Annotated in this window: 24 protein-coding genes; 17 read left to right on the top strand and 7 right to left on the bottom strand. The window is 39.2% G+C overall.

The genetic code is table 11. From position 1 onward, the window contains the following. From PHC76_RS08835 to PHC76_RS08810, 6 genes are all read left to right on the top strand, one after another. The coding region (locus PHC76_RS08835) for a hypothetical protein (RefSeq protein WP_299971909.1) at window positions 1-230 on the top strand (230 nt) is incomplete at its 5' end. Then, window positions 227-1,165: a hypothetical protein gene (locus PHC76_RS08830; RefSeq protein WP_299971908.1), complete on the top strand. Its 939-nt coding sequence runs from the start codon at window positions 227-229 to the stop codon at window positions 1,163-1,165. The genes PHC76_RS08835 and PHC76_RS08830, both read left to right, overlap by 4 nt. Before the next feature lie 67 nt (window positions 1,166-1,232). Further along, on the top strand, window positions 1,233-2,171 hold the full coding sequence (locus PHC76_RS08825) for a hypothetical protein (protein ID WP_299971906.1): 939 nt from the start codon (window positions 1,233-1,235) through the stop codon (window positions 2,169-2,171). Between the two features lie 75 nt (window positions 2,172-2,246). Continuing rightward, window positions 2,247-3,179: a hypothetical protein gene (locus tag PHC76_RS08820; RefSeq protein ID WP_299971904.1), complete on the top strand. Its 933-nt coding sequence runs from the start codon at window positions 2,247-2,249 to the stop codon at window positions 3,177-3,179. Window positions 3,180-3,539: 360 nt separating this feature from the next. Continuing rightward, window positions 3,540-5,063: an MASE1 domain-containing protein gene (locus PHC76_RS08815; protein ID WP_299971902.1), complete on the top strand. Its 1,524-nt coding sequence runs from the start codon at window positions 3,540-3,542 to the stop codon at window positions 5,061-5,063. Window positions 5,064-5,066: 3 nt separating this feature from the next. Then, window positions 5,067-5,762 carry a response regulator gene (locus PHC76_RS08810; RefSeq protein WP_299971900.1) on the top strand — a complete coding sequence of 232 codons (696 nt, stop codon included), beginning with the start codon at window positions 5,067-5,069 and terminating at the stop codon, window positions 5,760-5,762. 6 nt (window positions 5,763-5,768) lie between these two features. Here PHC76_RS08810 and adk read toward each other — a convergent pair whose 3' ends face one another. From adk to aspS, 3 genes are read right to left on the bottom strand one after another with little or no spacing between them, the layout of a single operon-like run. Next, window positions 5,769-6,416 (bottom strand): adenylate kinase, encoded by a 648-nt coding sequence (adk, locus tag PHC76_RS08805; RefSeq protein WP_299971898.1) that lies wholly within the window; start codon window positions 6,414-6,416, stop codon window positions 5,769-5,771. Between the two features lie 16 nt (window positions 6,417-6,432). Next, the gene (locus PHC76_RS08800) at window positions 6,433-7,005 is read right to left on the bottom strand and encodes an adenylate kinase (protein WP_299971896.1); all 573 of its coding nucleotides are present in this window, start codon (window positions 7,003-7,005) and stop codon (window positions 6,433-6,435) included. A 3-nt stretch (window positions 7,006-7,008) separates the two neighbouring features. Beyond that, complete coding sequence (gene aspS / locus PHC76_RS08795) at window positions 7,009-8,763, bottom strand: aspartate--tRNA ligase (RefSeq protein WP_299971894.1); 1,755 nt, start codon at window positions 8,761-8,763, stop codon at window positions 7,009-7,011. Window positions 8,764-8,911: 148 nt separating this feature from the next. Here aspS and PHC76_RS08790 point away from each other — a divergent pair, with 148 nt between their 5' ends. The 9 genes from PHC76_RS08790 to PHC76_RS08750 all read left to right on the top strand — a co-directional run bounded on the left by PHC76_RS08790 (window position 8,912) and on the right by PHC76_RS08750 (window position 14,873). Beyond that, complete coding sequence (locus PHC76_RS08790) at window positions 8,912-9,418, top strand: 3-isopropylmalate dehydratase small subunit (protein WP_299971892.1); 507 nt, start codon at window positions 8,912-8,914, stop codon at window positions 9,416-9,418. Then, a complete protein-coding gene (leuB, locus tag PHC76_RS08785) occupies window positions 9,418-10,494 on the top strand; it encodes a 3-isopropylmalate dehydrogenase (protein ID WP_299971890.1) in 1,077 nt (358 codons plus the stop codon). The genes PHC76_RS08790 and leuB overlap by 1 nt, the downstream gene beginning before the upstream one ends. Next, on the top strand, window positions 10,482-10,730 hold the full coding sequence (locus tag PHC76_RS08780) for a tetratricopeptide repeat protein (protein WP_299971888.1): 249 nt from the start codon (window positions 10,482-10,484) through the stop codon (window positions 10,728-10,730). Before leuB ends, PHC76_RS08780 begins: the two co-directional genes overlap by 13 nt. After that, a complete protein-coding gene (locus PHC76_RS08775; protein ID WP_299971886.1) occupies window positions 10,721-11,065 on the top strand; it encodes a hypothetical protein in 345 nt (114 codons plus the stop codon). The genes PHC76_RS08780 and PHC76_RS08775 overlap by 10 nt, the downstream gene beginning before the upstream one ends. Further along, window positions 11,062-11,901, top strand: a complete 840-nt coding sequence (gene purU, locus PHC76_RS08770) for a formyltetrahydrofolate deformylase (protein WP_299971884.1) — start codon at window positions 11,062-11,064, stop codon at window positions 11,899-11,901. The genes PHC76_RS08775 and purU overlap by 4 nt, the downstream gene beginning before the upstream one ends. Then, entirely contained in the window at window positions 11,901-12,371 is a 471-nt protein-coding gene (locus tag PHC76_RS08765) for a tRNA (cytidine(34)-2'-O)-methyltransferase (protein ID WP_299971883.1), read from the top strand. The genes purU and PHC76_RS08765 overlap by 1 nt, the downstream gene beginning before the upstream one ends. Continuing rightward, window positions 12,371-12,496, top strand: a complete 126-nt coding sequence (locus PHC76_RS08760) for a hypothetical protein (RefSeq protein WP_299971881.1) — start codon at window positions 12,371-12,373, stop codon at window positions 12,494-12,496. Before PHC76_RS08765 ends, PHC76_RS08760 begins: the two co-directional genes overlap by 1 nt. A gap of 234 nt (window positions 12,497-12,730) precedes the next feature. Continuing rightward, window positions 12,731-13,390, top strand: coding sequence for a LexA family transcriptional regulator (locus tag PHC76_RS08755; protein WP_299971879.1), 660 nt, complete (start codon window positions 12,731-12,733; stop codon window positions 13,388-13,390). Between the two features lie 19 nt (window positions 13,391-13,409). Further along, the gene (locus PHC76_RS08750) at window positions 13,410-14,873 is read left to right on the top strand and encodes an SH3 domain-containing C40 family peptidase (RefSeq protein WP_299971877.1); all 1,464 of its coding nucleotides are present in this window, start codon (window positions 13,410-13,412) and stop codon (window positions 14,871-14,873) included. Here the strand turns inward: PHC76_RS08750 and PHC76_RS08745 are convergent. After that, entirely contained in the window at window positions 14,863-15,168 is a 306-nt protein-coding gene (locus tag PHC76_RS08745; protein ID WP_299971875.1) for a flagellar basal body rod C-terminal domain-containing protein, read from the bottom strand. The two genes, PHC76_RS08750 and PHC76_RS08745, sit on opposite strands and share 11 nt — an antisense overlap. Before the next feature lie 88 nt (window positions 15,169-15,256). Beyond that, the gene (locus PHC76_RS08740; protein ID WP_299971874.1) at window positions 15,257-16,453 is read right to left on the bottom strand and encodes a tetrahydrodipicolinate N-succinyltransferase N-terminal domain-containing protein; all 1,197 of its coding nucleotides are present in this window, start codon (window positions 16,451-16,453) and stop codon (window positions 15,257-15,259) included. Between the two features lie 106 nt (window positions 16,454-16,559). On the opposite strand from PHC76_RS08740, the gene PHC76_RS08735 reads away from it, so the two are divergent. Next, window positions 16,560-17,045, top strand: a complete 486-nt coding sequence (locus PHC76_RS08735; RefSeq protein ID WP_299971872.1) for an ankyrin repeat domain-containing protein — start codon at window positions 16,560-16,562, stop codon at window positions 17,043-17,045. 224 nt (window positions 17,046-17,269) lie between these two features. Here PHC76_RS08735 and PHC76_RS08730 read toward each other — a convergent pair whose 3' ends face one another. Continuing rightward, window positions 17,270-18,013, bottom strand: a complete 744-nt coding sequence (locus PHC76_RS08730; protein ID WP_299971870.1) for a molybdopterin-binding protein — start codon at window positions 18,011-18,013, stop codon at window positions 17,270-17,272. An 81-nt stretch (window positions 18,014-18,094) separates the two neighbouring features. On the opposite strand from PHC76_RS08730, the gene glyS reads away from it, so the two are divergent. Next, the gene (glyS, locus tag PHC76_RS08725) at window positions 18,095-20,218 is read left to right on the top strand and encodes a glycine--tRNA ligase subunit beta (protein WP_299971868.1); all 2,124 of its coding nucleotides are present in this window, start codon (window positions 18,095-18,097) and stop codon (window positions 20,216-20,218) included. Here the strand turns inward: glyS and PHC76_RS08720 are convergent. Beyond that, complete coding sequence (locus PHC76_RS08720) at window positions 20,208-20,573, bottom strand: hypothetical protein (RefSeq protein WP_299971866.1); 366 nt, start codon at window positions 20,571-20,573, stop codon at window positions 20,208-20,210. The two genes, glyS and PHC76_RS08720, sit on opposite strands and share 11 nt — an antisense overlap. Window positions 20,574-20,640: the final 67 nt, after the last annotated feature.

Here is a 20,640-nt window from a genome sequence, read left to right as displayed (position 1 = left end):
AACATCGAGGAGAGCTAATGTCAATGGTTTTATTAGAAAAAATATCAATAGGTGTTGTTGTATTTGCATTAACGGTTAGCTCTGCATTTGCATTAGAACCAGTAAAAGTTGTTAAGCACCATCGTGGGGTTCAAAGTAATAACGCTCATATATACAAGCCTACAACCGTAAGTAGCCTAGAACGCCATCGTGGTCTACAGCTCAATAACAAAACCAAGGAATCCCTATGAATCTTAAAAGTGCAAAAATCTTAACCACCCTGATACTCGCAAGCGTGTTCTTCATCGGATGCGGTGGCGGAGGTGGTGGGACTGCAACACCTGCTTCTACAGATACCACTACCCCTGTCTTTAGTTCTGTTACGGTAGCGGATGATTTGCTCGATGGTAATTTCACCACCTCTACAGTCGTTTATGATGCTACGGCAGATAATGATATTAACGTCACCTATACCCTAGCATCAGGAGTAGGAAGTAACGATTTGTTTAACATTGCCTCCGATGGTAATGTTACCTTTAAAGCTCTTCCTACCGTAAGCGGAGCACACAACGATTATAACCTCACCATCCGTGCCACCGATACAGCCCACAACCACACTGACCAAAACGTGACACTGCGTGTTATAAATGATGTAATCAATTTGGGAACGTATGGACTGCTTATCGCCCCTGTACATGTAGGGGGAAAATGGTTTTACCATTGGGACCTAAGCGGGGATGGAACTAGTGCCGACGCGGGAAGCCTCAACGGTGGAGTTGACGTTACGAACCATGATGTTCTTGATGCGCTTTTTAACCATGATATCAACGGTACGGTAAATACCACAGTGGCTAACTATGACGGAGCTTACGGTACCACCAACGACTACCGCTATGCGACGATCAACGGTGTACAAGTTGCCCTTCCTACTACAGGGACAGGATTAGCCAATGAAACGAGCGGGTACTCACTAAGCGATAACGGAGCTTACACCGATCTCACTGCTATTTGGGATGCATTTAATGGCGGTTACATAGCGAGTGGAACGCCAACGGGATGGCCGGGTAGCAATTACTGGTCTGCTACGCCGAGTACCTATGGGCACGGCGTTGTGGATCTAATATACGCCATGGTCTTCGGTCTCAGCGACAACAACAGCAGGTATGTCGTACTCCAGGTGTTGTAGTGTATTGACCCCTCGTTACCACTCTTCGAGTGGGAATGACAACTAAAAAACAAAACTAAGGAATTTTATGAAATTTCAATATACAAAAATCTTAACCACCCTGATATTCTCAGGGATGTTTTTCATCGGATGCGGTGGCGGAGGTGGTGGGACTGCAACACCTACCGCCACTGCCCCCGTCTTTAGTTCTGCTGCCGTAGCCGATGATATACTCGATGGGAACTTCACCACCTCCACTGTCGTCTATGACGCAACAGCGGATAATGATGTCAATGTCATCTATACCCTCGCATCGGGTATTGCAAATAACGATTCGTTTAATATCGCTTCGAATGGTAATGTAACCTTTAAGACTCTTCCGACTATCAGTGGAGCACATAATGATTATAACCTCACCATCACCGCAACCGACACGGCTAACAATCACACCGACCATAACGTGACACTTCGTGTTATGAATGATGTAATCGATTTAGGAGCAACGTATGGTTTCCTTATCGCTCCTGTCCACGTAGGAGGTAAATGGTTTTACTATTGGGATCGAAGCGGTGATGGAACGAGCGCCGACACGGGAATCCTCAATGGCGGAGTGGATTATACGACCCACGATGTCCTAGATGGAATCTTTAACCATGACATCAACGGAACGGTAAACACTACAGTGGCAAACGTTGACGGACTCTTCGGCACGACTAATGATTACCGCTACGCCACTCTCAATGGGGTTAATCTCGCTCTACCAACGAGTGGGACAGGGTTGGTTAATGAGCCAACATCATACTATTTAAACGATAACGGTGCTTATACTGATCTCGCCGCTATCTGGGATGCACACAACACGGGCTACCAAACCAGTGGAATGCCAGCAGGATGGAGTGGTGTCAGTGGTTATTACTGCTCGGCCACACCGAGTACCAATGGGCACGCCGATGTGGTTCTATATGGTGGTGCTGTCGGGTACAGCGTCGACACCTACAACGTTTTTGTTGCCTTGCAGGTTCGTTAGCCCACGAGAGAGACTTCCGCTTGTTTCCACTTTCAGAGAGGGAATGACAACTAAAAACAAAACTAAGGAATCCCAATGAATCTTAAAAGTGTAAAAATACTAACCACCCTGATACTCTCAGGATTATTGTTCCTCGGATGCGGTGGAGGAAGTGCAACGACAACACCTACCGCCACTGCTCCCGTCTTTAGCTCTGCTACGGTAGCGGATGATCTGCTCGATGGGAACTTCACCACCTCGACTATCGTCTATGATGCTACGGCGAATAATGATCTTAATATCACTTATACCCTCGCTACAGGAGTAGGAAGTAACGATTTGTTTAACATCGCTTCCGATGGTAATGTAACCTTTAAAGCTCTTCCGACTATCAGCGGAGCACATAATGATTACAACCTCACCATTACGGCAACGGATACGGCTAACAACCACACCGACCAAAACGTGACACTTCGTGTTATGAATGATGTAATCGATCTAGGAGCAACGTACGGTTTCCTTATCGCCCCTGTCCATGTGGGAGGTAAATGGTTTTACTATTGGGATAGATCGGGTGATGGAACGAATGCAAATATAGGAAGCCTTAACGGAGGTCTGGACATCACCACTCATGACATTCTTGATGGACTCTTTAACCATGATATTAACGGCACGGTCAACACTACAGTAGCAAATTATGATGGAGCTTACGGCACGACCAATGACTACCGCTACGCCACTATCAATGGGGTTAGTGTTGTTCTCCTGACTACAGGAACAGGATTAGCCAATGAGGGAGCATGGTACTCTTTAAACGATAATCTAACATCTTACACTGACTTAGCCGCTGTATGGGATGCTCATAATACTGGAGTGGGTACGAGCGGAACCCCTGCGGGATGGCAGGATTATGCGTACTGGTCTGCTACTCCCAGTACGAATGGGCACGCCCTGATGGGTCTGTACTACGGTTATGTTGATAGTGACCCCGACGACACCAACTATTATGTTGTGTTGCAGGTTCGCTAATCCACTAGAGAGATCCCGTGGACCTCAAAGAGGTTCTTGTGCCCTATAGGGTATACGGGGTCAGTTTATCTAACTTTCGATGTTGCTATGATGCACTATTGCTAATATATTATATTTAAGACCTTTGATTAAACTTCTTATGGACTGCCACGGTTTTTCAAAACCTCGCAGTGACGGGAGAATGTCATTGTGAGCGAAGCGTGGCAATCTAATTATTCAGAGAACTAATTTAGAAAATTAAATTGTAATTTTATAAAAAATCTAATAATTTATTAATAAAAAAAGAATATTGTTTTTTATTACTGTACAATATAAATAAAAAAAATCAAAATATATTGAAATTAATTTAGGGAATATTTTATGAATCAACAACCCCTTATAACCATATGGATTGTTATGATCTATTTTTTATTCGGTTATATTGGACATATTGTTGCTATTCCACCCGGTATTGCAACGCCTGTTTGGCCAGCCTCAGGCTTTGCTCTTTCAATGGCGTTAATCTTTCAGAGAAAAGCATGGCTTGGAATTTTTATAGGTGCATTTTTAATAACGATTGAGCCTATCATTAATACTGATTTTGCAACAATAAAATTAAGTATCTTTTGGATAGGAATTAGCGTTAGTATTGGAATTTTATTACAAGCAATTGCAGGTGCTTGGTTAATAAATCGCATTATTGGTAAAGATATTTTTCATTCAGTAAATTCATTTTTGTTGTTTAGCTCAAACATTTTTTTTATATGTTTGATAAGCAGCTCAATAGGAGTTTCAGCCCTTTATTTAGGTGAATTTATTTCAGAAAAATCGTTTCTAGAAACATGGATAACGTGGTTACTAGGAGATACGGCAGGAATATTATTGATTACACCTATGGTACATTTATGGAATCCAACATGGAACCTGAGAAAAATAGAATTTAAACTACTATTTTTACTCGTATTATTTTATTTGATTCTAACATTTATTACTTTGTTCAGCTTTGGATTCTTTTTTGCTGGGAAATATTCTTTTTACCCATTAGTGTATTTGTCGTGGCCAATCTTGCTTTTGTTTGCTTTAAATTTTGAAAAGATACATACCTATCTGGCAATATTTATTGTCTCGGTTGTGGCGGTCATTATGACGGTACATAAGAGCGGTCCATTTTACGTTCAGAACATAAACCACTCACTTCTTCTTTTGCAAAGTTTTATCATTGTTACAACCGTTACTTTAATATCCATTTCAATCCTATCCATTCAATCAAGAGCATTTAACACTCAATTACAAAACAAAGTTGATGAACAAACAAATGCTTTAAGTTTGATGATTAATGAACTACATCATAGAGTAAAAAATAATTTTCAGTTTATCTTGACTTTTCTTTCGGTGCAAAAAGAATCTATTGTAGATAAAAATGCATTACTGGTTATAGAGCAAACCATGAAAAGAATCTATTCTATATCTTCTTTACATGATCTATTTAAAGTATCAGATATTGATTCTGTAAATATTAAAACATATATTCAAGGAATTATAGAGACTTTTGTAGTGCAAGAGAAGAGAATTATGTATTGTCCTAATATAGAAGATATCGTTATTAAATATGATTTATCTATTGCAATAGGATTTATTTTAAATGAACTAATTATCAACAGTCATAAATATGCCTTTGATTCAATAGATAAGCCCTCCATTCATGTAGATTTTTACAAAGAAAAGGACAAATTCATATTTGAATATTTGGATAATGGAATTGGATTTGAAGTAGATAAGCATAAAAATAATCATGGGCTTGGATTTGAGTTGATTTACGCGTATGTTCATAAAAATAACGCAAAAATCACTTTGTCCTCAGAATCCGGAACGCAACTTAAAATCATATTTAATGAAAGTGTATGATTAATGAAAAATTGGGGAAAATTAAATGTGCTCATAGTTGAAGATGAGCCGCTTGTGTCACTATTTATTAAAAAAATAGTTTTAGATATGGGCGAAAATATAGTAGGAGTTTGTTATAACAGCGATGATGCAATCAATATATTGACGCAACACAAACCAAATCTTATTTTTATGGATATTAATATACAAGGTTCCCTTGATGGCATTAGTGTCGTTAAAAAAGTATTTATGCCTCAAAAACCAACAATATTTTTTGTGAGTGCTTACAATGATCAAAACACTATACACGAAGCTCTCTCAACGAATCCTTACAGCTATATAGTCAAGCCAATTAAAGAATCAGATATTCAAATAGCTATTAATCTTGCAAGAAAAGTTCAAAATAAAATAATAATACCAGACAAAAATCATATAGTATATAACCATGAAATTTATTATGAAGTATCAAGTAAAGAAATTTTTATTCGAAATGTACCTTTTGTAATCTCTGGAGTAGAAAAAAAATTACTAGATTTATTTATGAATAATATCAATCGTACATTAACAATTAATGAAATTAAAATAGCAGTTTGGGAAGAAAAAAAAGTGTCAATAATAACTATTAGAGATTTAGTAAGTAGCCTTAGAAAAAAGCTACCTGAGCTTAATATAAAAACTACTTTTGGAGTAGGTTATATATTAATAAAAAATCAAGCTTAAAATTAATTATTGAAGTTTTTCTAAAATCTCTTTTTCAACCACGTCGATTTTCTGAGTTCCATCAATGCGAATGTATTTTACAGAACTGTCGCTGTCTGAAACACCATGATAATAAGCGACAAGCGGTTGCGTCAATTCATGATAGACACGGAGACGGTCTAGGACAATCTCTTCTTTGTCATCATCACGCTGAACTAAATCATCACCCGTTTCATCATCTTTCCCTTCTACTTTTGGAGGATTATAAACAACATGATAAGTACGACCCGATGCGAGGTGAGCACGACGACCGGACATACGATTAACGATTTCTGAATCAGGAACGTCAATCTCGACAACAGCATCGATAGCAACACCTGCTTCTTTGAGGGCGTCGGCTTGTGGAACGGTACGCGGGAAACCGTCAAGTAAAAACCCATTTTTACAGTCATCTTCTAAAATACGCTCTTTAACAAGACCGATGATGATTTCATCGGTAACCAGTTTACCTGAATCCATAAATGATTTTGCCAATGTTCCCAGTTCTGTTCCCGCTTTAATCGCAGCGCGAAGCATATCGCCTGTAGAGATTTGAGGAATGTCGAATGCTTTCGTCAAAAACTGTGCTTGTGTCCCTTTTCCTGCACCTGGTGCGCCCAAAAGAATGATTTTCATTTGATATTATCCTATATTAAATTTTTGATTTGATAAATATTTCCATCTCATCGACTATAGCTTCAATGGAACGTTCACCGTTTATTTTTTGTAGAAGATTTTTTTCTTCATAAAAAGTTTGAATAATAGATAAAGGCTCTGTATAAACACTCATCCGATTGTTAAAAACTTCGACTTTATCATCCTCTCCCCGAGAACGTCCCAATACACGATCACGTGCTACCTCTTCGCTTACTACAACTTCAACAACGCTAAGGAGTTTAATAGAAGTGTCGTTTTGCAAGAATTTATTTAGTTCATTCATTTGTTCAAATGAACGTGGATAACCGTCAAAAAGAATAACATCAGCCGAAGCTTCTTTTATCGCATTGGTAATTGTTTCAATTGCAATTTCAATAGGGACAATAAGTCCTTTACTAATAAAACTATCGATACGTTGACCACGATCACTTCCACTGGCAACTTCAGCGCGAAGCAAATCACCGGTAGAATAGTGTGCTACTTGATCGCTGTTTCGTGCGGCAATAAGCTCCGCATCGGTAGTTTTTCCTGAACCCGGTGCTCCGATGATCAAAAAAAGCTTTTTCATAGGTTATTTACTACTTTCACGCAAACGTATATGTAAATCACGTAGTTGATTCAACTCCACAGGACTTGGCGCTTGAGTCATGATACATGATGCTTTTTGAGTTTTTGGGAATGCGATAACGTCGCGGATACTATCTTTTTTGGACAATAGCATCATAAAACGATCAAATCCGATGGCAAATCCACCATGTGGCGGTGCACCGAATTTCAATGCATCGAGTAGGAACCCGAATTTCTCTTGAGCTTCCTCTTCACCGATTCCAAGAAGGGAGAAAATTTGTTCTTGCAGTGCTTGTTTATGGATACGGATCGATCCACCACCGAGCTCAGTTCCGTTGAGGACGATATCATAGGCGATCGATTCGATGTCTTCGAGGTGCTCGTGATTCAAATCACGTGGCATGGTGAATGGATGATGAAGTGCTTTGACGCGACCCTCTTCGATTTCGAACATCGGGAAATCAACAACCCATACAAATTCGAAGCGATCTTTATCAATAAGGTTCATTTTTTCATGTTCAGCAATAAAGATACGGAAACGACCCATATAATCCCATACGGTTTTTTTATCCCCCGCACCGAAGAAAACGACGTCACCTACTTGAAGTTCTGTACGATCTACGAGAAGTTGTAAATCTTCTGCACTAAAGAATTTTTCCAACGGTCCTTTGAGACCATCCTCTTTCATTTGAAAGTATCCGAGACCTTTTGCACCGAATTTACGGACATAATCTTCGAAACTTTTCATTTCACGTTTCGAGAATACTAAATCAGCTCCCGGAACGCGGAGGGCTTTGATACGATTCATTTTCGGGTTAGCAGCGATGCTAGTAAAAATTTCATTATCACAACGTGCAAAGATATCGATGACATCAATCATTTTAAGATCATAACGAAGATCAGGTTTATCTGATCCGTACCACTCCATTGCATCGGAGTATTTGATACGATTGAACGGTGCATGAACTTCATGATCAGCCGCAGCAAACATTCCAGTAATCAACTCTTCGGCAACGCGGATAACGTCTTCTTGGTTACAGAAGCTCATTTCAACGTCGATTTGGGTAAATTCAGGTTGACGATCAGCACGTAAATCTTCATCACGAAAACATTTTGCGATTTGGAAATAACGATCAAATCCACCCACCATCAACAGCTGTTTAAAAAGTTGAGGTGATTGAGGGAGGGCGTAGAACTCACCCTCATGGACACGGCTAGGGACGAGATAATCACGTGCTCCCTCAGGGGTTGATTTGGTGAGAATAGGGGTTTCGACTTCCAAAAATCCTAAAGAATCGAGGACATTGCGTGCTGCAATCGCCGCTTTTGAGCGGAGTTTAAACGTGTTGTACATCGAAGGGTTACGCAAATCCAAATAACGGTATTTAAGACGTGTCTCTTCACCTACAGTGTTATCACCAATTACAAACGGAACAGGCTCAGAGCGATTTTCGATAATCAACTCACTAACCACTACTTCAATAGCACCCGTTTGGAGGCGTGGATTTACAAGACCTTCACCACGTGCACGAATAGTTCCGTGAGCGATAAGGACAAACTCATCCCGTACGTCACTCGCGAGTTTGTGTGCATGCGCATTATCAGCAGGATCACATACGAGTTGAATCAAACCGCTTTTATCGCGTAAATCGATAAAAACGATTCCGCCATGGTCACGATAGCTGTTTGCCCAGCCACATAAAATGACCTGTTCACCAACATTTTTTTCACTTAAATCGGTACAAAAATGACTTCTCAAATCAAAGTCCTTTAGTTTTATTTTTCGCAATTATATCTTTTAGAAACTTTTGGTTTGATAATAGAGATTATTGAACCCCTTTTAAAACTCTTCAAATGACTTCTTGGCTATAATGCGCAAAATTAATTCATATTATCAGGATTTAGTGATGCAAAAAATCGAAGGGAAAGTGTGGAATTTCGGTAAAGATATCGATACCGACCTCATAATAGCTGCCCGTTATCTCAATACCTCTAACCCGCAAGAGCTTGCAAAACATGTTATGGAAGATGCTGATCCGACATTTGTGAGTAAAATGACTCCGGGTGACATTATCGTCGCCGATGAAAACTTCGGATGCGGTTCATCACGTGAACATGCCCCTATCGCACTTAAAGCGGCTGGTGTTGCTGCTGTTATCGCTCCGACGTTTGCCCGTATATTTTATCGTAATGCTTTCAATATGGGTTTGCCGATTTTTGAACTTCCTGAGAGTTTAGAGATCAAAGAGGGTGAATCGGTCAGCATCGATATGGATGCAGGGACAATCACCAACACTACAAATGGAAAAGTGTACAACTTTATCCCAATCCCGCCGTTTATGCAAGAGCTTATCAGTTCGGGCGGTTTAATGAATTATGCGCAAGTTGAAATTGCTTCAGGAGAGACAAAATAATGAAAAAATATACTATTGCCCTAATCAAAGGGGACGGAATCGGTCCTGAGATTATTGATGAAGCAACCAAAGTTCTGGATGCAGTTGCAGCGTGTGAAGATATCGAGTTTAATTACCAAGAGGTGTTGATGGGTGGATGCGCGTATGACGCGGTAGGAGACCCGCTTCCTCAAGAGACGATTGATGTCTCTCTTGCGAGTGATGCAGTACTATTTGGTGCTATCGGTGGAGAAAAATGGGATTCTCTTCCACGTGAAAAACGTCCTGAGAGTGGATTGCTCCGTTTCCGTAAAGAGTTAGGAGTTTTTGCTAACCTTCGTCCTGCTAATGTGTATGATGAACTCATCAATGCAAGCTCACTCAAACCAGAAATAGTCAAAGGTGTTGATTTGATGGTGGTGCGTGAGTTGATCGGCGGTATCTATTTTGGTGAACCGAAAGGGCGTGATGAGAATCGTGGATGGAACACGATGGTCTATAGCCGTGATGAAGTGGTGCGTATCGCTCACGTTGCCTTTAAAATTGCGATGGAGCGCTCTAAAAAAGTGTGTTCGGTTGATAAAGCAAACGTATTAGATGTAAGCCAATTGTGGCGTGAAGTGGTTATCGAAGTCTCAAAAGAGTATCCTGAAGTAGCCCTTTCACACATGTATGTCGATAATGCGGCGATGCAGTTGATTCGTGATCCGAAACAATTTGATGTCATACTCACTGGTAATATTTTCGGAGATATCTTGAGTGATGAAGCGAGTATGCTCTCCGGTTCTATCGGGCTTCTCCCTTCTGCTTCGGTTGGGGCGAAGATTGGTGTTTATGAGCCGATTCACGGTTCTGCTCCCGATATTGCAGGGCAGGGGATTGCTAACCCTATCGCAACAATAGCGAGTGCGTCAATGATGCTCCGTTATGCTTTGGGTGAAAACACGGCGGCGGATCGTATTGATTATGGTATCAAACAAGCACTTGCTCAAGGATACCGAACAAAAGATATTTCAGCATTTGATGCAAAAGAGATTTGCACCACCTCTGAAATGGGTTCAATCATTGCAAATCTTGCGGCGAAATGCAAACGTTAACCCTCGCAAATATTTATGAACTTCAAGGCCTCAAAGAGGAGGCGCTTGAGATATACAAAGAGATTCTAAAAAAAGATCCCTCCAACGGTGATGCAAAAATTGCTATACGACGGCTCTCAGGGATGCGTAAAAAGTTTTTGGGTGTTAATAGTGAGATGAAAGAGTTTTTTGTCCAAATGGATGAAGAGGCAGAGTTTATTCAATTTGAAAGGTGGTTAATGAGAGCATGGAACTAAAAGACGTTATTTTATCAACACTTGCAGAGATTGAACAACTAAGTACAGTTCATGAAACGACTGAACCTGAAAAAGTTATCCATAGCGTCCCTCCAAAAGAAATCTCCCCTTTTAAAGAAATTAAAAATGAGATAGTGAGTGAAAAGAGTGATCGCAATGAAGAGGAGATTCGTATCCTCGATGGGATAAGGGAACGACTTTTGGTCTTATTTGAAGGGTTTCAATCCCCAAATAATGTTCAAATTGAAGCAAAAGTTGATTTAACACTCAATTTTTTAGAGTATCTATTAGCCACTATTGATTCTCGTTTAGAGACGATTAAAGAGAAAGCATGACGGAACAGTATCGAATTTTAATCCAATGTAATGATGAAAAAGGGCTTGTTTATAAAGTCTCCAATATTTTTTATCATCGAAATCTCAATATCCTCTCTAATAACGAGTTTGTAGATCGTGCTCATAATAAGTTTTTTATGCGTAGTGTGGTGAGTGGTGAAGCAGATATGGATGCACTTAAAAATGAGCTATTAGCAGTTTTACCAAAAGAATCTCGCTTAGAGGTTATTGCACCGCGAAAAAAACGGATTGTTTTAATGGTTACCAAAGAGTCTCATGCGTTGGGAGATATTCTCATCCGTTATGAAGCAGGTGAATTGGATGCAACCATCGTCGGGGTAGTCTCAAACTATGACCTTCTCGAACCGTTGGTCTCTAAATTTGACATCCCTTTTTATACTGTTTCTCATGAAGGAGTGGATAGAGATACTCACGAAGCACGTGTTCTTGAGTGTTTACACTCTTTCGGTGAACTTGATTATATCGTTTTAGCAAAATACATGCGTATCTTAACACCCCGTTTTGTTGATGCGTATGAAGATAAAATTATCAATATCCACCACTCATTTTTACCGGCATTTATTGGGGCAAATCCTTATAAGCAGGCGTATGAGCGTGGTGTTAAGATTATCGGTGCAACGGCCCATTTTGTCAATAATCATCTCGATGAAGGGCCGATTATTGCTCAAGATGTTATTCATGTCGATCATGCTTACGGTTGGGAAGATATGCAACGCTCAGGGCGTGACGGTGAAAAAATAGTCCTCTCCAAAGCGTTAAAATTGGCTTTGGAAGATCGCATTTTCGTCCATAGTAATCGCACAGTTATCTTTTAATGTTTAATATTGTACTAGTAACACCGCAAATTCCGAATAACACGGGAGCTATTGGTCGTCTTTGTGTCAATACTGGCTCAACGCTCCATTTAATCAAACCACTCGGGTTTGATATCGATGAAAAAGCAGTTCGTCGTGCAGGTCTGGATTATTGGCATAAGATTGATTTGCGTGTATGGGAAAATATTGATGAGTTTTTTGCCGAAAACCCACTCAGCGAGCGTTTTTTCTTTGCCACAACTAAAACAACTATCCCCTATTTCGACCACCAATTTAGAGAAGGTGATTATCTCTTTTTCGGAAGCGAAACAGCAGGTATCCCCTCTGAAATTTTATTAGCATCACCACAACAATGCATGACAATCCCGATGACCAAAGAGGGACGTAGCCTCAATCTTGCTATCAGTACCGGAATAATTTTATACGAAGCAATCAAACAAAACTTTACCACGTATCAAGAGGGGATGTAATGCTTTTTCAAATTGTCGATAATCTTATCATCATTCTATTTGTCCTTTTCCTCATTTATATCTTTCGAGGTTATCACCTATCACGACGGGAAAAAGAGTTTAACGACGATGAATGTGATGAGTAATAGAACGTAATTAAAACAATTGGGATGCCCATTTCTCCATTTGTGACTCAAATCGAGTCATAAATCCATTTGCTTTTTTGATAACCTTTGCCATCTTCTACTCCTTGAGTAACTTTTTATTGACAAAGTGTAGAAAAAAAATAAATATAGTATTAAAAATATTGCAAATTGACATATTATTTCTAAAAATATGGCATAATGGTGTTTTAAATTGGATTTGGAGGGTAAATTACGATGAAAAGTTTTTATGATATTGTCGAAATGATTAAAGATGTTATTTCCAACGAATATGCCGACAAGAAAGTTTTCGATAAAGATGTTGCGGAGTTGCTCGGTATTTCACAGATGAATTTTGCAACAATGAAAAAGCGCAATAAAATCCCTTTTAATGAGTTATTGGACTTTTGTGCCAAACGCTCTATTGCTATCAATTGGCTTTTATACAATCAATCTCCTGAAAGTCTCATCGAACCAACCAATAAAGTCTACATGGTTCGTTATTTTTCATCGGTGAGTGCATCAGCTGGTGGTGGCGCAGATAACGATGAATTTGAATCTGAACCGTTGATGCTAGAAGAGAATTTTGTTGCATCATTAGGTGGTGAAAAAGAGCTTCGATATATTGAAGCGATTAATGTTTCGGGAGATTCCATGGAACCCTCTTTTAGTTATAACGATATTGTTTTTATTAACCGTTCAAAAATCGATGTCGGTCGTGGAGGAATTTTTACAATTCGTACTGAACACGGGCTCTTTATTAAACGTATTCAAGTAAGAATTGATGGCAAACTCGATATTATTTCGGACAATAAAGATTACCCTATCTCTATTGCACGTCGTGATGAAGTAGAGGTAATAGGGCGTGTTGTCGGTCGTTTTGGCAGTATAGATTAGTAGAGGATTTCATTTTTACATGCATTATAAATTTTTAGTATTTTTAGTTATCATTTTTTTTACTGGTTGTAGCTCTACAAAATCTCCTGTAATCTCTCAAATTCCTTTAGCTCCACCCCCTCCGCTTATTTGTAAAGAAAACAATATAAGCGTTACTTCTGATGAGCAAATTTTTGTACAAGAGATAGAAAATGAGATTCCTCAATATGGTAAAAAAGCAAATGATTTAGAAAATTTCCCTCAAGATATTAGTGTTTACGTAGATAAAAACGGTATGAATCAGGAATCGATTTTTGAAATTCAAAAACAGTTTGAAGGCAACTATTATCGGCCATGGAATTACACCACTGCACCGATTTGTGCCAAAGAAGCTATGTGGCCGATAGGTGCATTTAAAAGCGGGTATGGGAGTAATTTAAAGCCACATGATACGACATGGTTTCGTGAGATGGAATTGCAAAGTAATTTTAGTGCTTTTTCAACGGTTAATAAGCCTGCAATCACAACCCGATGGATGAATCTTCGGGTAATGCCGACGATCAAACCTCTCTATAAAAATCCAGCAAAACCGGGTGAAGGGTATCCGTTTGATTTACTCCAAAATAGCAGTATAGCCTTTAATGAGCCTATATTTATCTCCCATTACTCACAAGATGGAGCATGGGCATACGTTTTTACCAATAACGCTTCTGGTTGGGTTGAAGCCAATAGTATAGCGATCCTTAGAATGGATCAAATTGATTTGTTAAAGAAAAAAGAGAAGCTCTTTATCACACAAGATAGGATTCCACTTAAAAGTATCGATAACCAATTTATAACCTATTCACGTATCGGAATGGTGTTGTCTGCCATCGGTGAATCCGATGAGGAGTATAAAGCATTATGGATTGATAATAGCGGAGCTGTGAGAGAATTGCGTGTTCCGAAATATGCAGCACATATCGGTATACGTTTGATTACAAAAGAAGAGTTACATCAAATTGGCTCTAATCTGTTACGTAATACATATGGCTGGGGTGGTATGTTTGAAGAGCGTGATTGCTCTTCCATGATACGTGATTATTTTACCCCTTTTGGGATTTGGTTACCTCGTAATTCGGCAGAACAAGCACGAAAAGGGGAAGTGATTTCACTCAAAGATTTAAATAATACCCAGAAACTGACCCTTATCAAAGAGAAAGGGATCCCTTTCCAAACAATACTCTATAAAAAAGGGCATGTTCTCCTTTATGTGGGTACGTATGATGATACGGTTATGGTAATGCATAATATATGGGGAATACGTACTAAAAATAAAGAAGGTGTCAAGGGTAGGGTAGTTATTGGAAAAGCAGTGATTAGCACACTTGAGCTGGGTCGTGATGTCGAAGATTTTGATTTTGAAAATATGCTCTTAAGTACGATTACCAGTATGAATATTTTTACAAAACCGTCACTACCGATTGCACAAAAGAAAAGCGATAAAAAGCTTTCTAAGCTTTAATATCGAGTAGTGAACCTAGCATCTCATTTTGGGTACGGATTGCTTGTACATTGGCTTCACTCACTTTTTCGATAGAGATTTGGTCTGTAACCTCTTTGGTGAGATCAGTTTGTGATTTTTCACTTCCATTTGAAGTTGCCATTGATGTATTCGCTTTAGTACCACCATTGGTTGTTTCGCTAATAGTCGTATTACGTGGAATGTATCCATCGGTATTAACATTTGCAACATTAGAAGCATTATTATTCATGTATGTTTGATTAGACATTAATGAAGAGACATTTGAGCTTATCATCTAAAGCTCCTTTTATATCAAATATGAGAAAAGTATAGACCCCTTCACCTTAAAAGAGAAGAGGAAAGAGAAACTAATTATTCTATTGTTAGTGCAAATCGGCGTTAAGTTTTACTTCACGAGTTGAACGACGGATGAGCAATTGTCCTGTGGTAGAGTCTTGGCGGTAATGGATACCGTTCAATCCGACCAAATCTTTCCCTTTGAAACTCGTACCGCTGAGGGTTTTCGATGGGTTTGCTTCTTGGATTTTGGTAAGTTCTTCGGTATTTACTGCAAACTTGGTTCCCGCTAATACCGCGATTCCTGCATCAACGATACATCCATCACCGAGTGCGATACCCGTCACCGAGTTAGCACCTAGAAGAGTGTTTTTACCGATAGTGACAGGGATACCGTCCGTTCCGCTGAGAACTCCTAGAATTGATGCTCCTCCGCCAACGTCTGAACCATCACCCACAACAGCAGAGCTTGAAATGCGACCCTCTACCATGCTTACACCAGTAGTTCCCGCATTGAAGTTAACATAACTCGCTCCTGGCATAATGGTGGTTCCTGCATGAAGTTGTGCTCCGAAACGGACTTTTGAATCATCTAAAATACGAGTATTGTTAGCAGGAATAATGTGTTGGAGATAGCGAGGAAATTTATCGACGAAATCGATTTTCGGATATTCATTAGCAAATTTGAGTTCAATCTCATTTTCACGAAGCCATTCGAGTTCGATTGGTTGCCCATCCGACCATGCGACATTGTGCAATGCACCGAATGCACCGTTAAGATTAAGTGAGCGAAGAGCCGCTTTAGAAGTAGAGAGTGCGTAGAGTTTGAGGTATGTCCCCTCTACGCTCGTACACGCTACATCGTTAAAGAGGATAACAAGACGAAACTCGCCATCGCGCATACCATGCTCTTTGATTTGATTGTAGAGGTGATAAACAACTTGAATATTTTTATGAGCATCACCGAATGCTTCATCCGCATAAGGGGTAAATGCATTTAAACACCCCTCTAAAAATTTCAACGTTACGGGGATAATCACTTCATCAGCGGTAAAATCAATAGTGTAACCTTGTTCTTGTGCATTAGCAATAAAGATTGCAGCACTGCCGAAGTTTTCATTCCAGTTGATATGAGGGAATGTTGCTTGTAATATCTTTGAACTGTCAAGTTGCCCGAAATCGACACGGCAAATTCCGAATGCGAGTGGATTTTTGTACCCATCTGACCCCGCTATAGCACTAACACACTCTTTGAATGCACTTTCTGTTTCGATAATTGTCATAAAAACTCTCTTATAGTAAAATGAATAGTGTATTTTAGCATAGGAGTACCGAGGTAGAGTTGAAGGTGACATGTTATACTACGTGAAATTATTGCATGGATTTTGTATGGAACAATGGATTGGATTATTAAAAGCAAATGATTATCTTGGGGTAAAAAAATATCTCAAAAATGGCGGAAATCCTAATGAAGTAGAGGAAAACGGTGAGTCGGTCATTTGTTTTGCGATGCGGTATCATTGTGATAGTGAAATTCTCGATTTACTCATCGACAATGGTGCTGATATTCATCATACTGATATCGAAGGGGTAAGTGTTTTCGATGTAGCGGTAACGTATAATAATATCGCGTTGATCGAAAAACTGATTGCTGATGGTTTTGATGTTAATACCTCAACAAGACGCAGTGGTTTCACACCGTTGATGGGAGCTGTCTGTTATGGGCGTAGTGACGTGATTAAAAAACTGCTTGAGTTGGGTGTAGATGTTCGTGCACGTGATGGTCATGGATTAAGTGCAATTGATTTTGCCCGTAAAATGCATAAAAAATCTATATTGGCTTTATTGGAACGCGATAAAGAGGAAAATATATAATTGTTATACCCATTCGGTATTATTACTTGTAATCCTATTATTCGTGTTCGATTTTGAGTGTAAAATGAGGTTTATGTGATGTTGATATATTTTTTTGAAAAAAATAATACCGATAAAAAAAGTAGGCTATGACCATAACTACGAGGGCAATAATTAAATAACCTATCATAATTTTCCCCTAAAAAAGTTTCTATATAACTAGATCGTCTTTTTAAGTAATAATCTTAAATAATAATCTCGAATTTTATATTTTTTTGTTCCAAATCACGTTCAAAAAGGGCAAAATTTTCTTCACATAGCTCTTTATCGTGGGATGCAATAGAAATTTCAACAGTAGGTTGTCCGTTATTAATCATCGGCAAAGAGGAAAAATCAACATCACTATTGAGTATTTCCATCACTTCTATCAACGTATTTTCCGAGGTTTGCGCGATGAGAGTTTTTCGGTACGTTATCACTGATTTGGGATAAAAACGCTCCAACGCCTCCTCTACCATAGCATGAGACATTTCAGGGAAACCGGGCATGAAAAAGTAGCGATCTTCCAAATAAAATCCCGACATATTATTGATAATATTGTGCAATAATCCCGAATTTTTTGGTAACAATGCCATATTAACACGATGGGGAAATGCTTGATCTCCAAAACGCTCTAAAATATCACTGTAAAATTGGGGATGAGAAATAAGTTCTCCATCACTAAAGACATCACTAGCAAGTTGTCGGGTTAAATCATCAGGTGTTGAGCCGATACCACCGAAGCTGAACATCACACCATTGGGATCATTTTTAACAAGTGAAAAAATGGAGTTGATGAGATTTGTATCATCTTTGATGATAAATGTCGAAAATAAAACATGCCCTCGATGTAATAGAGCATCACGAATGAAGGTAAAATGTTTATCTTCACGACGGCCGTTGAGAATTTCTGAGCCGATTATAACGGCATAAAAGTGTGGTGTTTTCATGAGATGATTATAGCGTAACAGCCTATTTTAACCAATATAGCGGTAAAATCTACCCCAATAATATTAGATTGGATAGAGAGTATGACAAAACCACTTTTGATAGAAATCGGTGTTGAAGAACTTCCGGCAGTCCCATTACTCAAAGAGTTGAGTGAAATAGAGAAAAAATGGGCTGATATTTTAGAAAAAAATACCCTTATGTGTGAGTTCGAATTTTATTACACCCCTAGACGTTTAGTGCTATGGCACAGAGAGTTCAAAACTCAACAAGAAGATCGTATTGAGGAATTTTTCGGCGCACCCGTTGATATTGCGATTAAAGATGGCATACCAACCCCAGCGGCGTTAGGGTTTGCTAAAAAATGCGGTGTAGAGTTTAGTGCAATCAGTCGCAATGAAAAAGGTGGTAAAGAGGTTCTTTATTATGCTAAAAACATTGAAGGACAAGAGAGCTCAAAACTCCTCTCTGGCATGATTAACCAGTGGATTAAAAGCCTAAATTTCGGAAAATCGATGCGTTGGGGTAGCAACAGCGAGAGTTTTATCCGTCCGATCCGTTGGCTCAATGTGATGTTAGGGGACAAGCAAGTAGAAGCAGAGCTGTTTGGTGTCCAATCAGCTCCTTTGACCTATGTCCATCGTATCAGCCATTTTGAAGCCAAGCCGCTTGGATCATTGCATGAGTATTTTGATGTACTTAAAAACGGTGCTGTGACCTTGTTTCCGGAAGTGCGCCGTAGCACTATTTTAGAAGCATTTAAAAATCTAGAGAATGAACATGGAGTGACTATCGAAATCGATGATGATTTGCTCGATGAAGTAGTTGCAATCACCGAACATCCGACACCGTTATTAGGCAAATTTGACGAAACATTTTTGGAACTTCCTCCCGAAGTTATCATCACTTCGATGAAAGAGCATCAACGCTATTTTCCTGTGTTCAAAGAGGGGAAACTCATCAACGCATTCGTCGTGGTCTCTAATGCCCTCACCGATGATTTCAGCCATGTTATCGAGGGGAATGAACGGGTTCTCCGCCCACGCCTCTCCGATGCACTCTTTTTCTACCGGAATGACCTCAAAAAAGGGCTCAGTACAGCAGGGTTAGAAAAAGTGGTCTTTATGAACGGCTTGGGGACGTTGGCAGAGAAAATAAAACGGGAAAAAGTAGTTGCAACGACTATCGCCAATCTCATATATGATAATATTAATCCTAATTATTTAGAGCGTGCGATGGAATTAGCAAAAGCCGACTTAATGTCGGAAATGGTCTATGAGTTTACTGAACTTCAGGGGCTTATGGGGTATTACTATGCGTTAGCTCTGGGGGAATCTACCGAAGTAGCCACCGCGATCAAAGAGCAATATCTCCCTACGGGTGAAGATAGCGCATTGCCAAGCACAATGCTCAGTGCTATCGTTGCCATGTCGATGAAAGTCGATACTCTCATCGGTATGTTCAGTATTGGTGAAATTCCAACAGGTTCACGAGACCCGTTTGCCCTTCGTCGTGCCGTTACTGGGATTATCAAAATTACCGAAGCATATCAAATTCCGTTAGACTTCTCTACCTTGATCGATCAGCTCTCATCACTCTATCCGCAGGGCAAAGAATACAAAAAGAATATTGAGACCTTTATCATTGAGCGTCTCGGTGGTGCTTATGATGATGTCAATCCATCGATTATTCAATCGGTTATTGCATCACCTAAAGGAGTGGAACGTAAAGCTAATGTTGGAACAGTAAAAGTGATTGTAGATAATGAAATTCACAATGCTATGACAGAAACTGAAAAATCAAATATTAGTTTAAACATACTTGAAATTGGACGTAAAATACGAGCAGTCTCTGCTATCGCATCATCCGAGTCATTCCTCGAAGCATTTTCTACCTTTAAACGGGTCAGTAATATCCTCAAAGACGAAGCGATGGACAAAGGTTTCAGTGTCAATGAATCACTCTTTGAAAACGACTCTGAGCGTAATCTCTATTCTGCCGCAACGTCTGCTATCTCTACGAACTACGAAACCCTCGAAGAGCGTTTAGATGCGTTGTTCGCTCTCAAAGCACCTCTCGATACCTTTTTCGACAATGTTATGGTCAATGCAGAAGATTTAAACGTTAGAGCTAACCGTAAAGCGTTGGTTGGTATGATTTATGCCGAAATTTATTCGATTGCCGACATCAAAAATATCACTCTCTAGCTTTCTCGTCATTCCCGACTTGATCGGGAATCCATTGTTCACTTTTTTTGGCTGTTTTATTTGATATACGTTGAAAAAAAGTCATTAAAATAATCCACCAAAGTAGAAGTCCATACAAAAGGCTATTTATGTTAGTTGCAATAATTGGACTATGTAATGGATCATTTTCTATTGCTGAATAAAACCAACTATCAGGAAAAATAAAAAGTAGTATGGCGTTTATAACCATTCCAGGATAAAAAAATAAGTACATGATTAGAGTTGCATTGCTTGCCATTAAAATAGCATAGATCATTATAATTATTACGCCAGATATTAAAGAAATAAACAATAGATTTAATATACTTTTTATCATTATAACGTTCCTCTAATAACTAAATTTTATGATTATAGAATAAAATTACTTCTCTTTCAAAATAGTG

It is taken from the genome of Sulfuricurvum sp. (assembly GCF_028710345.1).
GTDB lineage: Bacteria > Campylobacterota > Campylobacteria > Campylobacterales > Sulfurimonadaceae > Sulfuricurvum.
This window is presented reverse-complemented; position numbering and strand designations above follow the sequence as displayed.

Bases quoted from the DNA above. Each gene is read 5' to 3' on its own strand.
- PHC76_RS08780 (WP_299971888.1), top strand. From the start codon at position 10,482: ATGCAAACGTTAACCCTCGCAAATATTTATGAACTTCAAGGCCTCAAA.
- PHC76_RS08755 (WP_299971879.1), top strand. From the start codon at position 12,731: ATGAAAAGTTTTTATGATATTGTCGAAATGATTAAAGATGTTATTTCC.
- PHC76_RS08775 (WP_299971886.1), top strand. From the start codon at position 10,721: ATGGAACTAAAAGACGTTATTTTATCAACACTTGCAGAGATTGAACAA.
- PHC76_RS08720 (WP_299971866.1), bottom strand. From the start codon at position 20,573: ATGATAAAAAGTATATTAAATCTATTGTTTATTTCTTTAATATCTGGC.
- PHC76_RS08735 (WP_299971872.1), top strand. From the start codon at position 16,560: ATGGAACAATGGATTGGATTATTAAAAGCAAATGATTATCTTGGGGTA.
- PHC76_RS08760 (WP_299971881.1), top strand. From the start codon at position 12,371: ATGCTTTTTCAAATTGTCGATAATCTTATCATCATTCTATTTGTCCTT.
- PHC76_RS08790 (WP_299971892.1), top strand. From the start codon at position 8,912: ATGCAAAAAATCGAAGGGAAAGTGTGGAATTTCGGTAAAGATATCGAT.
- PHC76_RS08810 (WP_299971900.1), top strand. From the start codon at position 5,067: ATGAAAAATTGGGGAAAATTAAATGTGCTCATAGTTGAAGATGAGCCG.
- PHC76_RS08800 (WP_299971896.1), bottom strand. From the start codon at position 7,005: ATGAAAAAGCTTTTTTTGATCATCGGAGCACCGGGTTCAGGAAAAACT.
- PHC76_RS08750 (WP_299971877.1), top strand. From the start codon at position 13,410: ATGCATTATAAATTTTTAGTATTTTTAGTTATCATTTTTTTTACTGGT.
- leuB (WP_299971890.1), top strand. From the start codon at position 9,418: ATGAAAAAATATACTATTGCCCTAATCAAAGGGGACGGAATCGGTCCT.
- PHC76_RS08740 (WP_299971874.1), bottom strand. From the start codon at position 16,453: ATGACAATTATCGAAACAGAAAGTGCATTCAAAGAGTGTGTTAGTGCT.
- PHC76_RS08820 (WP_299971904.1), top strand. From the start codon at position 2,247: ATGAATCTTAAAAGTGTAAAAATACTAACCACCCTGATACTCTCAGGA.
- glyS (WP_299971868.1), top strand. From the start codon at position 18,095: ATGACAAAACCACTTTTGATAGAAATCGGTGTTGAAGAACTTCCGGCA.
- PHC76_RS08745 (WP_299971875.1), bottom strand. From the start codon at position 15,168: ATGATAAGCTCAAATGTCTCTTCATTAATGTCTAATCAAACATACATG.
- PHC76_RS08730 (WP_299971870.1), bottom strand. From the start codon at position 18,013: ATGAAAACACCACACTTTTATGCCGTTATAATCGGCTCAGAAATTCTC.
- purU (WP_299971884.1), top strand. From the start codon at position 11,062: ATGACGGAACAGTATCGAATTTTAATCCAATGTAATGATGAAAAAGGG.
- PHC76_RS08765 (WP_299971883.1), top strand. From the start codon at position 11,901: ATGTTTAATATTGTACTAGTAACACCGCAAATTCCGAATAACACGGGA.
- PHC76_RS08815 (WP_299971902.1), top strand. From the start codon at position 3,540: ATGAATCAACAACCCCTTATAACCATATGGATTGTTATGATCTATTTT.
- PHC76_RS08830 (WP_299971908.1), top strand. From the start codon at position 227: ATGAATCTTAAAAGTGCAAAAATCTTAACCACCCTGATACTCGCAAGC.
- PHC76_RS08825 (WP_299971906.1), top strand. From the start codon at position 1,233: ATGAAATTTCAATATACAAAAATCTTAACCACCCTGATATTCTCAGGG.
- adk (WP_299971898.1), bottom strand. From the start codon at position 6,416: ATGAAAATCATTCTTTTGGGCGCACCAGGTGCAGGAAAAGGGACACAA.